Source organism: Anabaena azotica FACHB-119 (assembly GCF_014697625.1).
Classification (GTDB): Bacteria; Cyanobacteriota; Cyanobacteriia; order Cyanobacteriales; family Nostocaceae; genus Trichormus; species Trichormus azoticus_A.
The window spans coordinates 1-15,999 of sequence record NZ_JACJSG010000039.1; the positions used below are offsets into that span (position 1 = coordinate 1).

14 protein-coding genes are annotated in these 15,999 nt (G+C 42.5%); 8 read left to right on the forward strand and 6 right to left on the reverse strand.

Annotation, left to right across the window (positions count from 1 at the left end; all coding sequences use genetic code 11):
- Positions 1 to 383 (forward strand): hypothetical protein (locus H6G83_RS24235; RefSeq protein ID WP_199328579.1); only part of this gene is annotated, 383 nt, incomplete at its 5' end.
- 276 nt (positions 384 to 659) lie between these two features.
- On the opposite strand, the gene H6G83_RS24240 is transcribed toward H6G83_RS24235, so the two are convergent.
- Complete coding sequence (locus H6G83_RS24240) at positions 660 to 1,241, reverse strand: DUF3611 family protein (protein ID WP_190476665.1); 582 nt, start codon at positions 1,239 to 1,241, stop codon at positions 660 to 662.
- A 129-nt stretch (positions 1,242 to 1,370) separates the two neighbouring features.
- Between H6G83_RS24240 and H6G83_RS24245 the strand changes: the two genes are divergently transcribed.
- The 3 genes from H6G83_RS24245 (at position 1,371) to H6G83_RS24255 (ending at position 3,046) form a co-directional block, all read left to right on the forward strand.
- A complete protein-coding gene (locus tag H6G83_RS24245; RefSeq protein ID WP_190476666.1) occupies positions 1,371 to 1,526 on the forward strand; it encodes a hypothetical protein in 156 nt (51 codons plus the stop codon).
- Positions 1,527 to 1,830: 304 nt separating this feature from the next.
- Positions 1,831 to 2,304, forward strand: coding sequence for a TspO/MBR family protein (locus H6G83_RS24250; protein ID WP_190476670.1), 474 nt, complete (start codon positions 1,831 to 1,833; stop codon positions 2,302 to 2,304).
- Between the two features lie 268 nt (positions 2,305 to 2,572).
- Positions 2,573 to 3,046 carry a TspO/MBR family protein gene (locus H6G83_RS24255; RefSeq protein ID WP_190476672.1) on the forward strand — a complete coding sequence of 158 codons (474 nt, stop codon included), beginning with the start codon at positions 2,573 to 2,575 and terminating at the stop codon, positions 3,044 to 3,046.
- A gap of 49 nt (positions 3,047 to 3,095) precedes the next feature.
- Here H6G83_RS24255 and H6G83_RS24260 read toward each other — a convergent pair whose 3' ends face one another.
- The 3 genes from H6G83_RS24260 to H6G83_RS24270 all read right to left on the reverse strand — a co-directional run bounded on the left by H6G83_RS24260 (position 3,096) and on the right by H6G83_RS24270 (position 6,087).
- On the reverse strand, positions 3,096 to 3,785 hold the full coding sequence (locus tag H6G83_RS24260) for a M15 family metallopeptidase (RefSeq protein WP_190476674.1): 690 nt from the start codon (positions 3,783 to 3,785) through the stop codon (positions 3,096 to 3,098).
- 250 nt (positions 3,786 to 4,035) lie between these two features.
- Positions 4,036 to 5,253: a hypothetical protein gene (locus H6G83_RS24265; protein WP_190476676.1), complete on the reverse strand. Its 1,218-nt coding sequence runs from the start codon at positions 5,251 to 5,253 to the stop codon at positions 4,036 to 4,038.
- Positions 5,254 to 5,547: 294 nt separating this feature from the next.
- Positions 5,548 to 6,087: a DUF3172 domain-containing protein gene (locus H6G83_RS24270; protein WP_190476677.1), complete on the reverse strand. Its 540-nt coding sequence runs from the start codon at positions 6,085 to 6,087 to the stop codon at positions 5,548 to 5,550.
- A 1,045-nt stretch (positions 6,088 to 7,132) separates the two neighbouring features.
- On the opposite strand from H6G83_RS24270, the gene H6G83_RS24275 reads away from it, so the two are divergent.
- Complete coding sequence (locus H6G83_RS24275; protein WP_190476802.1) at positions 7,133 to 7,570, forward strand: CAAD domain-containing protein; 438 nt, start codon at positions 7,133 to 7,135, stop codon at positions 7,568 to 7,570.
- Positions 7,571 to 8,015: 445 nt separating this feature from the next.
- Here H6G83_RS24275 and H6G83_RS24280 read toward each other — a convergent pair whose 3' ends face one another.
- Both H6G83_RS24280 and petH read right to left on the reverse strand, forming a co-directional pair.
- Positions 8,016 to 9,305, reverse strand: coding sequence for a homoserine dehydrogenase (locus tag H6G83_RS24280; protein ID WP_190476679.1), 1,290 nt, complete (start codon positions 9,303 to 9,305; stop codon positions 8,016 to 8,018).
- Between the two features lie 200 nt (positions 9,306 to 9,505).
- On the reverse strand, positions 9,506 to 10,804 hold the full coding sequence (petH, locus tag H6G83_RS24285; protein WP_190476681.1) for a ferredoxin--NADP reductase: 1,299 nt from the start codon (positions 10,802 to 10,804) through the stop codon (positions 9,506 to 9,508).
- A 1,148-nt stretch (positions 10,805 to 11,952) separates the two neighbouring features.
- Here petH and H6G83_RS24290 point away from each other — a divergent pair.
- From H6G83_RS24290 to pgl, 3 genes are all read left to right on the forward strand, one after another.
- Positions 11,953 to 12,957: a phosphoribulokinase gene (locus H6G83_RS24290; RefSeq protein ID WP_190476683.1), complete on the forward strand. Its 1,005-nt coding sequence runs from the start codon at positions 11,953 to 11,955 to the stop codon at positions 12,955 to 12,957.
- Between the two features lie 637 nt (positions 12,958 to 13,594).
- Positions 13,595 to 14,857 carry a methionine adenosyltransferase gene (metK, locus tag H6G83_RS24295; protein WP_190476685.1) on the forward strand — a complete coding sequence of 421 codons (1,263 nt, stop codon included), beginning with the start codon at positions 13,595 to 13,597 and terminating at the stop codon, positions 14,855 to 14,857.
- Between the two features lie 324 nt (positions 14,858 to 15,181).
- On the forward strand, positions 15,182 to 15,904 hold the full coding sequence (gene pgl / locus H6G83_RS24300) for a 6-phosphogluconolactonase (protein ID WP_190476687.1): 723 nt from the start codon (positions 15,182 to 15,184) through the stop codon (positions 15,902 to 15,904).
- Positions 15,905 to 15,999: the final 95 nt, after the last annotated feature.

A 15,999-nucleotide genomic window follows, 5' to 3' on the forward strand; every position in this document is an offset into this window, starting at 1 on the left:
TAGATGAACGAGTAGTTGAGGTGGATGAATCTATCTCTGAACTAGATGAACGAGTAGTTGAGGTGGATGAATCTATCTCTGAACTAGATGAACGAGTAGTTGAGGTGGATGAATCTATCTCTGAACTAGATGAACGAGTAGTTGAGGTGGATGAACGAGTAGTTGAGGTGGATGAATCTATCTCTGAACTAGATGAACGAGTAGTTGAGGTGGATGAACGAGTAGTTGAGGTGGATGAATCTATCTCTGAACTAGATGAACGAGTAGTTGAGGTGGATGAATCTATCTCTGAACTAGATGAACGAGTAGTTGAGGTAGATGAACGAGTATTTGTAGGGCGCTGCACTGCCCACCATATCCTAATAGGGTTGAAAAAAGAATAATTAACCGCCGATAACCGCCGCTCAACGTCGATAAATTCAGATTTTTAATTAATTGCTTGGAATTATTTCAGTCCAATCTAACCTTAACTGAACTGTATTGTACCGAATCATTGGCTTGGTGGGCAGTGCAGCGCCCTACTAATACCAATTCTCTATAAAGTTGCATCAAATAAATTATGTAGAGACGTTGCATGCAACGTCTCTACAGTTAAGAATAAAGTGCATCTTCATCAAAAAACGGTATAAGTCTTTCAATTAAGAATCACGAATTACAGATTAATGCTGATGGACTCGTTCAAGTAACCAAATTGAAGCGATCGCACCAATAAAATGAGCAGTAATACCATTAATATTAGCTACCATCACAAACACATCCAACGCCCGAATAATCTTGTTGGGATCAGTAATTGCAACGCCTGGCGGTTGGGAGATAGATTTGGCTATCAGTACACTTAAGGTTGCACCCGCACCCAGCAGGGTTAATAATATCCCCACTAAACCGACTATTATCCCTATCCTAATAGCTTGGGTTGTGTCCGCTTTACTAGGATGTAAAGACGGATTAGGATTTGCTAAATGCTTACCGATGCGAGTGTAACGAAAATCCCAATACACGCTAAACAATAAAGCAATAGCACCACAGACAGCCCAAAATACACCAACTCCCAGACCTGGATTTGGTTGATCGGCAAAAGCGCGACCAGTGAAAGCAAATAGTAAAGTTAAACTAGTTACTACAGTCAGTCCTAGTTGTATCCAAAAGGTAATCCAGCCTGTAAGACGAATTGTATTTGCAATTCCGTATAGTTTCGGTGATTGCATATGCTCTACAGTAGGTGTGCGTGTTTCCGCTTCCATATTCCTTTCCTTCACTTATCCCCCAATCATTAAGATATTCCTCCCCTAATATATAAACCCCCATCCCCAGACAGAACACCCTACAATTCTGGGGACATAAAATCGCAATACGGCAAATTGGTATCACTCATGGCTAGACAGCGCCAGAACATTCAACAAATACAAGAAATTGCTCAAAATACTTTTGGTTACGAATCCTTAAAACCAGAACAACAAGAAGTTATTGAAGCAATTTTAGCTGGACATGATACTTTAGCAATCATGCCCACGGGTTCAACAAATTGATTAATTAGACTAACGTATGGCGCTGCACTGCCCACCAAAACCAGCAAATGGTGCAAAAAAATTCAGTTAAAAGCTCTCTTTTTTGAAAGAGATTAATTAAACATCTCAAATCATCGGTGTAGCTTGTGGTGAGATTTGTATATATCGGCAGTTAATTATGCTTAATGGTGGGCAATGCCACGCCATACAAATTTTATTAATTCTTCCCATGTAAAGATAAATTATCAATCTCAAGAATGATGAAAAATGAATATTTAAGTTGTCAAAATACCTTTAGAATAAACGATATTTAAGTAATAGAGAAATGATTAAATCTTGGATGGTGATTGGAGGTGTGGCGTTTTTAGTAGCCTTGGCTGCTAACTTCATTACACCAAGCGATCGCAAATGGTTCAAACGTCTACAAAGACCCAGATGGCTAACCTTTGAAGCCGCAATTCCCGTTATCTGGACTGTAATTTTTATTTGTGGTGCTTGGTCAGCATATATTGTGTGGGAAAAGAACCCAGGAACCAATACAACCTGGGTCATCATGGGTTTATATTTGCTATTAGAAATTGTCACTATTGCATATACACCTGTAATGTTCAGGCTGCGTAGTCTTCAGGTAGGTACAATTGTCGGCGGTGCAGGTTTAATTATCAGCATCATTTTAACCCTGGTCGTCCTCTCTATTTCCAGTTGGGCAGCATTATTACTAGTTCCTTACCTGCTGTGGAGTCCAATTGGTACTTACACAACTTGGCAAATGGTTCATCTTAACCCGCAGGATGCTTAGGGAATAGGGAATAGGGGACAGGTTACAGGTAACAGGTAACAGACTTAAAAGCCTTTTGCTGCCTAAGTTTTCTCATTTCCTGATGTCCTAACTGTCTTGGCTATTGCTATAAATTAGAACTTAAACTAATCAGAAAAATATTTCCTGTAACCTGTCCCCTGTGTCCTGTCCCCTAATAAAACTTACTACCAACGACTGATTAATCCCATATTCACGCTTGTCAAACTGACAGTATAGGACATGACAAAAGATCAGGGACAGAAAAAATATGATACCCTCTTGGATGGTGATCGGAGCTGTTACTTTCTTAGTCGCAATTGGTAGTTTCTTTATTACGCCCCGTGATATTAAATGGTTTGCTCAACTAAGCCGTCCCCGATGGCTATTTTTTGAGCCACTTATACCCTTTATTTGGACTACAATCTTTATTTGCGGTGCAGCTTCCGCCTACATTATTTGGGAACGTAACCCAGGCGGTATCGTTACTTGGCTGTTGATGGGTTTATATCTTCTAGTAGAAGTAATTACCGTTACCTACATACCTTTAATGCTGAGATTCCGCAGTCTCAAAACGGGAGAAATTATTGGCTTAAGCGGCTTCCTAGCAGGTATTGTATTAGCGATCGCAGTACTACCCATCTCCGTAATTGCCGCCCTATTAATCGTTCCCTATTTACTTTGGAGTCCCATCGGTACATACACTACCGATGAATTAAAACAACTCAATCCCGAAGACGCTTAAACAATTCAAAATTCAAAATTCAAAATTCAAAATGGACTATTAGCCTCAGCTATATCACCCGTCCATACATAGCTGTGGGTTGGTTACTCAGCCAAGCCCACATTTGATCACCGTAACAAAAATGCCACCATTCCTTGGGGTTGCGTTGAAAGCCAGCTTTTAACATCACATCACACAACAGTTGACGATGAGTGTGATATTGTTGTGCGGCTGGTTGTTCATTATGGGCATAATAATCGGGATGCGATCGCTCTGACAACTCATCAATCGGCGAACCCATATCGACAACTCGTCCCCTATCATCAACCAACGTCACATCCACGGCTGCACCTGTACTGTGAGGAGGCGGCGTTTTTTTATCCAAACTGGGTACAGCCCAAATCTCGTAAACAGCTTGCCAAATTTCTTGGCGTTGCTGCGGGGTTAACTCAGCCTCAACCCACCCGCGTTCCTGTATCGCCGTAGCAAAGCTGTAGTCTACCATAAACTGCTGTACAGCTACAGGACGATAGCCATCAAAAATTTGCATCCGCCAGTGAGGACGCAGCGACTCTAAATAACTTTGGGCTTGAATTAAGTTATTAACTACACTTTGACGTAGATAATAAGGTGAATAGTCTCCGTAAATCGCCCCCAGTTTTGCATAAGGATGGGGAGATTCCACCGCAAACAGTTCTAGAGGAATCTCTACTAGGGGTTCACCACATTCCAAAATAAGTATCTGGTGATATGGCCTCATGTATTAAATCTCAGTACCTGTAGTACCTGTAGTGGCTTGGCTAGACTAAAATAGTAGTGGACTGTCTAGACTAAATTTGTGCATTAGCAAACTCTTGTGGGATGGGCATCTTGCCCGTCCAGTGCAGGCAAGATGCCTACACCACAAGAAAATTTTTTGCAACCTTTTAGCCTAGACAAGCCAGTAGGGTGCGTCAGCATAAATATTTTCTGGGTATAGCTACTGACACACCCCAGATTTTGCATATTTTTTAAGGATATGAGTAATTATTAGGGTTATTAGGGTATCCATTGACAGGTTGCCCTTGATAAGAATTGTTATTTGAGAAGATAGGTTGAGGCGTTTGAGTTGGTTGCGCCAAGATAGAATTTCTATAACCACCATTAAACCCTGCATTGGTTCTTGGGCTACGGACTGTGTAGGGGCCAATAATTGGCGATGTTCCAGTAATAGTAGATGTTGATTGAGTTTGATTGGGTAAATTTTGCGGGTAATTTAAATTATTAGAAGGATTGGGTATAGCTGGCTGACTGTAACCCACACCTGAATTAAATCCTGTATTGGGCGCAATAGGCTGATTGTTATTTATGCCATTGTAATAATTTGGCTGAGTGTAACCCGTAGAGGAATTAACTCTAGTATTTATGGGTACAGGCTGAACGTTATTTAAGTTATTGGTATAACTTGGTTGTGTGTAACCCAAACCAGTATTTAACCCTGTGCTAGGTGAAAACCCCTGACTGGTTTGGGTGCTAGTTGGTAAAGGCTGCGTCACTCCACCATAAGTAGGCACTGTAGAGTTGATAATAGATGAAGAGTTATTATTTACACTAGGTGTTTGATTCGTCGATGGGGTAAGCCCTGTGGGTAACAGGTTATTAGAATTAACATTCTGGCTTGTATTTACTTGATTAACTAATTCTGGTCTTAATAGAGAGGTATTAGGCGTTTCCCCTGTAGTTGGGGATGTCCCATTTACAGATTTGTATCCCATCAACTGATTATTATCAGTCGCCCCAAACCGCAGTAAATTTTCTGCTTCTGAGATAAAAATATTTTTATCTATAGTTGTAGGTGATTGATTACCTAAACCTAAGTCTGAGTTGGGTTTAGAACTATCAACAGATGGTGATTTGGTATTTGTATTTGTTGAGGGTGTTTTATTTTTATCCTTGGAAGATTTAGTTGTAGCTGGTGTAATGATTGGTTGGGTATCAGCAAACAAAGATGGTAAATTATCGATATCTGCTGCGATCGCTTTATCTTCCTGTGTCAGATCAGAGTCCTCCCCAGTAGTATTGGCTGTATTGGGATTGTTCGTTACTTCTGGATTACTCCAGTATTGCTGAACAACTAGCCCTACCACACATAAAAAAATTGCTGTCCCCCAAAAACTAGGTTTACCTAAATTTAATAACCTAGCTCTCAGATAGCGCCAATATGGAGAAGGATAACGACGATTTGACATAGTTGTTGCTAAATAATTGATGGGTGGTTAGTCTTAAAATAACAACTATACGTAATATGGGCATTGCCCAGCGTATATATACTGTTTGTTATAGTTTTATGTTACTTATATCTGTAATTCTATAATTTATTTTTGCTGATTTATTTAAAGTATTGTGTTTAATAGATGTCGTAGCATTTAGATATGGTAATGGGTTTGCGCCCTGAGCGTCAGTTAACGGTAACTAGTATTACCAATTAACAGCAAAGTCCACCCATTACCAATTCCTGATTTATCACCAGCAACTCAAGATTACTAGAATCTATCCGTTTCCTGAGTAGGTGCAACTGCGCCTGGTTGAGACATAAAGAAATTCTGTGCAGCTTCGTTTTGATAAATACACCTAATATCAGGTTTTTCACTGTCCAAGTTGCCAGTAAAACCAAAAGTATTGAGGCGGTTTTTACATTCTCTCACTTGATCGGATGTCACAAGTTTACGTTGCTCCAACAACGCCCAGTTATTTTGCCGCAGAACACATCCAGGGCGCATACTAGGTTGAGCAACATAGACATTAAATGGGTTGAGAGTCACAAACAGCCTAGCGTCCATCACCATTGCACTCGCCCCATACTGGACGCAAATCTCTGGGTTTGGTGCTTTTGTATCGATAAATTCACGGGAAGCCACATTAGACGGCGATAATGTGGTTGTGGAGCTAAAAGCAATGCCAATACCAATTCCTAGTACAAAAACACCCCCTAAAATCGCAATGGTGAACAAGTTAAACATTGAGGATAGGGAATTAGGAGGTTTAGATGGAGTAGCTGTTCTACCAGTAGATTTACGTCTCATTAGTGCTTTATAACCTTCACGCCTGAAAAGCCGAGAGAGCTTGCTTATATAGTAATAAGTTACCAGTTATAAATGTTAGAGAATCTTAATAACTGCTAGTAATTTACTAATTTAATTAGCTCTCCTTATTTCAGTATGCCGATTCTTGACCTAATTGCCCGCAACTTCACAGACAATGTTTAATAATGGTGTGTATACCACAAAAAAAGCCAAATGTCCAGTCAACTTAATGTAAAATGGGCGGTTAGAAACCGCATCTACACAGACAAAACCTGCCTCCGCAGGTTCAAAAACATTAGGACTTATACCAATTCTCCATGAAGTTGCGCCGAATAAACAATGTAGAGACGTTGCATGCAACGTCTCTACAGCGCAGAATAAAGTGCATCTTCATCAAGAAACGGTATTACGCAAGTGTCATAATCAAACTAACTGTAGGCTGCTTCAGCCCCAATAATTTCGTACACATTCAAGGATTTTCTGCATCTGACGCACCCTACTACTGTGCCAGTTGCGTAAGTCCTGAACATAAATTTTTCTTGAGTCCGCGTAGGCGGACTTTGCCTGTGTAGCCGCGAATTATATTCGCCCACGCTTAAGTTGACACTGTCTGCCCCCTGCCTCCTGCCGCTCGTAGACCATTGCGGTTTAAGATAGCTTTAATATTCCGATAAAATCGGCGTTTATGCTTATATAAATGAAAGGTAGAGTGATTTTTGCATAATTTGTACTTGAATCAGTACGATTAGGAGCAAGTGACACAGTTTGGGATAATAACAACCTGAAGATTGCAGTTGATTCACGAAAACAGAATTTAGAAAGGTGGAGAGTGTAGTACATTCTGCTAATTTCTGACTTCTATCCTCCTACTGACTGTCTACCTTGTAGTTGATGCAGCAAGTGTTGTGGGACAAGTATGGTTATAGGACATTAAATTCTATTTCCTCTCCTTTGTTTGATGCACCCCTGCATTGCCCAATCAACAGCCTTTTGGTTGTCATTGTCCTGATATAGAACCTCAACTGTCAAATTTATGGAAGTGAAAATGCAAGAACCAGAATTTACTCAAACCCAGCCCAAAGAGGCAACAGTGCCAGACATCAACACTCAAGCAGGAACTATTACCAAACTCCAGCCTCCTGTGCAGTCCCAAGAACAATGGCGCAAATACGGAGAACAAGTTTCTGACTTCTTAGCCACTCTCCCCGACTACGTAGGCAACTTTTTTAACGACTACAAACAACCCTTAGTCAGCGTGGGTTTAATTGTGGGAGCAATTGTCGCAGTTAAAGTACTGTTGGCAGTTTTAGATTCTTTGAATGATATCCCTTTAGTAGCACCAACTTTTGAATTGATTGGTATCGGTTACTCGGCTTGGTTTGTTTACCGCTACCTATTGAAAGCTTCTACCAGACAAGAACTAACCGAAGAAATCACCACCCTCAAATCTCAAGTCGTTGGTCAGGATGGTACAGAAGTATAATATAGTGCTGAGTTATGAGTAATCAAGAGAAGTAGTTGCTTTATTGGTCTGAACAGTCAGCACTGTCCTAACTTATGTAACTACGGCTATGTCTGATTAACCAGCGACTAATATTTTTTTCATCAGAAAAATGACCAAGCATGGTTTTGCTTGGTCATTTTTTTACCACGCCGTGCTTGTTCAGTTTAGGACTTACGCACTAAGATTGTCTGTTTAGACTGGGTGTAAGAGTATAGGTTTAAAGCTTTTACACCCCTACACCCCTATACCCCTATACCCCTGTACCCTTACTAAAACCCTTGATTTTTCGTTCTCATGCGTAAGTCCTAATAAAATCCTTCTACCAAGCAACTTTTAAAGCTGTCACCCTTTGGGTTCGCAGTCGCCTACGGAGGGAAACCCTCCTACAGCGCTGTCTCACCTGTCACCTGTCACCTGTCACCTGCTATAACACCCGCAAAATGCTAGGAATACTGTCAATTGCTGACAAACTCTTAATTTCTGCCAGGGCTTGACGAAATTCCCCTTCTCTGACATCGTGAGTTACAACTACAATCTCGGCTAGTTCTCCCTGAAAACCAGTTTGGACAATTGACTCTATACTCACACCATGATTCCCGAAACAAGTACCTAATTGCCCAATGACACCGGCTTGGTCTTTGGTGAGAAATCGGGCGTAAAATCGGGTTAAAAGCTCGCTGATGGGGGCAATTTGGCTGTACTCTTCGTGTCTACAGCTTAACAGGGGATTGGGGGCTGTGGTATTGCTTTTTAGGGCTGCAACCAGACTCAAAATATCTGAGGTGACGGCGCTGGCGGTTGCACCTGCACCCGCACCAGGGCCAAAAAACATTACCTGACCGATGGGTTCGCCTTCTACGAGAATGGCGTTATATACGCCGTTAATGCTGGCTAGGGGATGGGCTTTGGGTACGAAGGTCGGATGCACCCTGACAGATAGTTTGCTGGTATCGTTAGCCTGATTGTTAGCGATCGCCAATAATTTAATCACATATCCCAATTTTTCAGCATAGGCGATATCCGTCTGACTAACTTGGCGAATCCCCTCACAATAGACATCCTCTAGCTTAATCCGTCCATCGAAAGCCAAGGATGCCAGAATCGCTATTTTATCCCCTGCATCTAAACCGTCTACATCAGCCGTAGGGTCAGCTTCCGCATAACCCAAGCGTTGGGCATCAGCCAGCACATCAGAGAAGTCGCTACCCTCCGTCTGCATCCGGGTGAGGATATAGTTAGTTGTCCCGTTGACAATGCCTGTGACAGTATGAATCCTATTCACACTCAAAGCCTGCTTCAATGGCTGAATCACGGGAATACCACCACCAACGGCGGCTTCTAGCATCACATAAACCCCGGCCTCATTGGCAGCCGTAAAAATTTCTGCCCCAAATCTCGCGATCGCCGCCTTATTTGCTGTGACTACGTGCTTCCCATTTTTGATGGCTTGGAGAATTAGCGATCGCGCCGGTTCCAAACCCCCCATCACTTCCACCAGAATATCTACTTCTGGGTCATTGACAATTGACTCTAAATCTGTTGTGATAACTGCCGAGGGTAATTGTACCTCGCGGGGTTTATCAAGCGATCGTACTCCCACCCGATATATTTCTATTTCTTGCAGCAAAGGATGACGACCAACCGCATCTTGCAGTAGTTGCACCGTCCCCGTTCCTACCGTACCTAATCCTAAGATTCCCAGCTTTACACCCACAAACTTTCTACCAAATTTAGTTTTAACTGCTGAGTCCTAGTAGGAGCGTACAGATGTACACCCCTACCTCAGCGATTTATATACAAAACAATTGTAGGGTCGGCACTGCCCACCCTACAAATTCATGTTTAGTTGTTCACCAATAGCCCTAGTCCTTTAACTATAGACTAATGACCAATGACCACTGACTAATGACCAAATTAATATGTCTCAACGTGCCAACGTCCAGCTTTCTTAAGGTCTTTTTGGTAATCACTCCAAGTCACACCTTCCTTAGCAGCAGCAGCAGTTAAAGCAGCATCAATACCATCTTCCATACCGCGCAAACCACAGATGTAGGTGTGGGTTTTCTCATTCTTGATTAACGCCCACAATTCATCAGCATGTTCTGCCACACGGTCTTGGATGTACATTCTGCCACCTTGGGGATTCTTTTGTTCCCGGCTGATAGCGTAGGTGAGGCGGAAGTTATCAGAATATTTCTCTTGAATTTCTTCCAATTCTTCTTTATAAAGGATATTAGGAGTTGTCGGAACGCCGAAGATTAACCAAGAGAACCCTTTAAATTGGTATTCTGGGTTAGCAGCTCTTTCTGCATCCTTAAACATCCGCCACAGGTAAGTCCGCATAGGCGCAATACCAGTTCCTGTTGCCAACATAATCACATTGGCTTCGGGGTCATCGGGTAATAGCATTTCTTTACCCACAGGCCCAGTGATTTTCACTTCCGCACCTGGTTCAATGTGAGTCAGGTATGTTGAGCAAACACCGTAAACTGTTTCGCCGCTTTCTGGGTGCTTGTACTCTAATTGACGCACGCATAACGAGATGGTTTTATCATCAACATCATCGCCGTGACGAGTTGAGGCGATGGAGTACAATCTCAGTTTTTCCGGCTTACCGTTTTTATCTAGACCTGGGGGAATAATACCGATACTTTGACCTTCAATATATTTCAAGTCTCCGCCAGTCAGGTCGAATTTGATATGTTGTACAATACCAATCCCGCCTTCCTTTACCAATGGCTCGTTAGAAATTACCTTACCAATGAAGGGAGCATTGGGACGGTAAATATTCACAGGAACATCAGCGTGTTTAGCTTTCGCTTGAGTCATGGTGTTGCCTTTGTTGTCTTTTTTATTAGACTTTTCTTCAGCTGGCGGTTTAGCGAGGCTTTGAGCTTCACTATCCGCTTTTACAGGTGTGGCTTTACCATTAGCCTCAGTGTTAGCCGTTTCACTGGTAGCTTTACCATTGAGTTGTTCTAGTATGCTTGCCTGGTGAATGTTAACAATTTTGCCGCCTAGTCGAGTGATACGCTGCATTTCTTGATTCATGCGCTTGTAAGGCACTCTGATGAACACACTGCCACTTTTACGAATTGGGTAGTTAGTTTGATCAGTTTCTTCGTTCTGACGTAGACCCACCACTTCGTAAACGAAGATGCGGCTACCTGATTCTATGTTGGCAGCACTCTCAAAAGCACCTTGATTAGACATTCCTTCTACCACTCCGATCTTTAACTTAACAGTTTCTCAAAAAAATTTTTCTCGTCACAAACCAGCTTTAGTTTATCGGATTTTTCGTCACCAAAACTAGGGTTCCGAGAAATTAGCATTATCAATTAATGCCTCGCTTGGAACACTCTCCTCAAGACGTGCAGGTATGGTAAGAAACACACCTATTCACCTTCTAAGTTAGAAGATAAGTCTCCTAGAGAATGTTAATAATGAGTCAATTTAATCATTTCTTCTTAAACTTATACTCCTGCGTGGAAAGAGTAATACGTGCTGTTAGCAGTAGCAGAAATTTTATCCACATACTGAGTCCTGAGCCTTGAATTCAAGTACAGTTAGCAGCCATTAACACTTTCGGGGAGACTTGTTACAAGTAGATACATAACTTAAGTTTTACTTGATGTGTAGCATCTGTCAACCTCTATTCCCATCTGGCGATCGCTTGTATATTTACAGCTATCAGTCTATATGAGGTGATCCCCAAAACTTTTTGTCCTCATCGCAGGTTCACTCCGGGGATAGATTCAGTTGGTAATATTTTCCGCTATGTCGGGTGTATAAATAAAAAAATGGCGAAAATTTTCCTAAATTCGCTGCTAAAAGAATTTATACCTTATAGACTGAAATATATAAACATACAAACCAATAGACGGATTAGCTACACGAATTACGGGTAGTGATGAGGGCAATTTCCAAAATCCTAATTACATCATCAGTATGTTTGGTCAACTAACTCGATTCTCTTGACAATCAATATTGTATGGGATACCCCATTCTGTTAAAATCAACTATACCACTAGGATTAAATACTTACCAGCTATAAATCAAGGATATTCAGAGGGTTACAGCCATTGAATCAGTGAACAGTGAACAGTAAACAGTGATCAGGCGGATAGTGTGAGATTTAAACCAGCTACTCAACCTACTACCAATTGGTGTAGGCTTTCCCCCAGGATTTAACTGAATAACTGATAACTGATAACTGACAACTGTGGTTTTACACCTGTCTGGTAAATCTTTAATGCTGCTGAGTAGCAAGAACGCAGGACAAACCTATGGGGTAACTCCTGGCTTCACATTCTGCTGTGTGAAAACTTATTGATTGACACATTTAGTATTTGAGGAGATTTATGACAACTAAGCCGGAACGCGTGGTATTGATTGGAGTAGCCGGAGACTCCGGGTGCGGTAAATCTACGTTTTTGCGTCGTTTGATTGATTTATTTGGTGAAGAGTTTATGACAGTCATCTGTTTAGATGACTATCATTCCTTAGATCGCAAACAACGTAAAGAAACTGGAATCACTGCACTTGACCCCAGGGCCAACAATTTTGATCTGATGTATGAGCAAATCAAAGCGCTCAAAGAAGGTCACGAAATTAACAAGCCGATTTACAACCACGAAACCGGCATGATTGACCCACCTGAAATAGTCAAGCCAAATCATATTGTAGTGGTTGAGGGTCTGCATCCTTTATATGATGAACGGGTGCGAGGTCTCCTCGATTTCAGCGTCTACTTTGACATCAGTGATGAAGTCAAAATTGCTTGGAAAATCCAACGCGATATGGCAGAGAGGGGTCATCGCTACGAAGATGTTCTCGCTGCGATCAATTCTCGTAAGCCAGATTTCCAAAAGTATATCGAACCCCAAAGAGAATTTGCCGATGTAGTGCTGCAAGTATTGCCCACCAACTTAATTAAGGACGATACAGAGCGCAAAGTGCTACGGGTGCGGATGCTACAACGGGAAGGTAAAGAAGGTTTTGAACCAGCTTACTTGTTCGATGAAGGTTCAACGATCAACTGGACTCCTTGTGGACGTAAACTCACCTGTTCTTACCCTGGAATGCAGTTGTACTACGGTTCCGATGTTTACTACGGTCGCTATGTATCCGTTCTCGAAGTAGATGGTCAATTTGACAACCTCGAAGAAGTAATTTACATCGAAACCCACCTCAGCAATACATCCACCAAGTACCAAGGTGAGTTGACTCAGTTGCTACTCCAACACCGTGAGTATCCAGGTTCTAATAACGGAACTGGTTTTTTCCAAGTATTGACAGGTTTGAAGATGCGTGCTACTTACGAACGCTTGACAGCAAAGGAAGCCAAGCTAGCAGTTCAGGTTTAATACAGCAGTGTTTGTGTCAAAACTCCTGGGGTACTTTCGAGTACCCCTTTTTTTGTGTAGATGAAAACATATTTTAGTTATTGATAATTTCCGTAAATTGAATTTTTGCCAAAATTACTTAAACATAAAGTTATTTTTTTCACAAACAGACATACTCTCTGTAGAATGTGTCAAGATGATTATCGAAAAACTGGGTCTAAAAACCCGTCGTTCTACGACGGCTTTCTGATAAAGTTGAACATAAGCGGGAACGAAGATGTAGTCGTGGCATACGAACTCACACGCTGTATAAAGGCTAATGTCACCAACCTAAAACGGGTTGCCCCAATACCTCACTGCCCTCTAAAAATATGGCATAGGTGGGAGAAAACAACAATCAAATAAACTACCGTGGGACACAAGGAAAGTTAACGCTTCTCTTCGAGACGCTAGCGCGAAGGGGAGTAGTCCATCAGAGTGCTTGCCGCAAGGTGTAGTCGGACTAGACATGATCTTGTAAGACCAATATTAAGCTTGCTTAGTGGAGGCAGTGATCAGCCCAAGAATCACCGCACTTTTAGGGCGGTGAGTGTCAATAGCTTGCCTAAATAAGTTAAATATTTAGCCAGCGAAAATACTACTATAGGAGGAATACTCTTTGTCTAAACGTTATCTATTCACCTCCGAGTCTGTTACAGAAGGTCATCCAGATAAAATCTGCGATCAGATTTCTGATACGATTTTGGACACCTTACTGGCACAAGACCCTACCAGCCGAGTTGCAGCTGAAGTTGTCGTCAATACTGGCTTAGTGTTAATCACAGGTGAAATCACCACCAAAGCCAATGTTAACTATGCCAATATTGCCCGCAAAAAAATCGCGGAAATTGGTTATATCAATGCTGATAACGGCTTTTCTGCCAATAGCACCAGCGTGATTGTCGCTTTAGACGAACAATCACCAGATATTGCCCAAGGGGTGAACACTGCTCAAGAAACCCGCGAGCAGGATAGTGATGAGGCCTTCGATAAAATTGGTGCTGGTGATCAAGGTATCATGTTCGGTTTCGCTTGTAACGAAACCCCGGAATTGATGCCCCTGCCCATTTGCTTGGCTCATCGCATCGCCCGCCGCTTGGCAGCAGTCCGCAAAACAGGCGAATTATCATACCTGCGTCCTGATGGCAAGACTCAAGTTACCGTTATTTACGAAGACGGTCGCCCTGTGGGTATCGATACAATTCTCATTTCCACCCAGCACACAGCTACCATCGATGATATTACCGATGAAGCGGCAGTACAAGCCAAAATTAAACAAGATTTGTGGGCTGCTGTAGTTGAACCTGTGTTTGGCGACCTGGAAATCAAACCAGACGAAGACACACGCTTTTTAGTTAACCCGACGGGTAAATTCGTGATTGGTGGGCCTCAAGGCGATTCTGGTTTGACAGGACGGAAAATTATTGTTGATACCTATGGCGGTTATTCCCGACATGGCGGCGGCGCTTTCTCTGGTAAAGACCCCACCAAGGTAGACCGTTCTGCGGCTTATGCGGCTCGTTATGTAGCGAAAAATATCGTTGCTGCTGGGTTGGCGGAGAAATGTGAAGTCCAGTTAAGCTATGCGATCGGTGTAGCAAGACCAGTAAGTATTTTCCTTGATACTTTCGGTACTGGCAAAGTAGAGGATGAGATTTTGTTGGAACTAGTCAAAGCCAACTTTGAACTGCGTCCAGCCGGGATTATCCATAGCTTCAACTTACGCAATTTACCAAGTGAAAGAGGCGGACGTTTTTATCAGGACATCGCGGCTTACGGTCACTTGGGACGGAACGACCTAGATTTACCCTGGGAACGTACCGATAAGGCGGATTTCTTGAAGCAAGCCGTTAGCCATTCATTATCAGCTGCGATCGCCTAAACATTTGTTCGTAGTGGGGGCTTCAGCCCTCATTCACAAGAGGACTAAAGTCCTCACTACATACTAACAAGGGAGTATCTCAACACTCCCTATTTTTTTAGTCATTAGTCATTAGTCCCCCTTCCCCTTTCCCCTTTCCCCAGTCCCCAATTCCCCCCATTAGTACAACTGACTACTGACAGCATCCATAGAAAATGTTAAGGATAGATCAAATTGACTTATACCCTCCCAATTGCTGATGTTAAGAGTTTCAAAAGTTAAAAAGGAGGGTTGTCAGAAGTTAGGTATGGTATTGCTGGAAGCAGGCAATGTGATGATAAAGCCATGAAAAAAACGGTTGAAGTCCTACCGGATCAAACAGCGTTAATTGCGCGATCGCTTGATTTGATCCTGACAAAGTTAGATACTGCCATTAAACAACAAGGGCGATTTACGATCGCCTTATCTGGCGGTAGCACACCTAAGCCGTTGTATGAAGCGATCGCTAATCAAAAATTACCTTGGGATAAAATTCATGTTTTCTGGGGAGATGAACGTTATGTTCCACCAGATCATCCCGATAGTAATGAACGGATGGCGCGGCTTGCATGGCTAGACCGCGTTGATATTCCGAATACGAATATTCACGCCGTCCCTACATTAGATAATGACCCGGCTGTGTCGGCTGCGAAGTACGAACAGCATCTGCAAGGATTTTTTCACTCTGCACCGGGAGAGTTTCCCGCTTTGGATGTGGTATTGCTGGGAATGGGTGATGATGCCCATACTGCATCTTTATTTCCCCACACAGCAGCTTTACAAGTGCGCGATCGCTTAATTACTGTGGGTAATAAAGACGGGAACCCCCGCATCACCTTCACCTACCCATTCATTAACGCCGCCAAGAGTGTAATGTTTGTGGTTGCAGGTGCTAACAAGCGACCAGCCCTAGCTCAAGTTTTTGCACCCAGTGCAGATGACTTAGCTTATCCATCCCGCTTAATTCAACCCCAGGGTGAACTTTTGTGGCTACTAGATGCAGCCGCAGGTGCGGAACTCTCAGCTTGATTTTCCCATCACGAGTAATTGTTAAAATCGGAAGCTAGAGTCACCACTTGCTACATTTTCCATAGATAGGACTGACGCTGGAAAAAGATAAATCA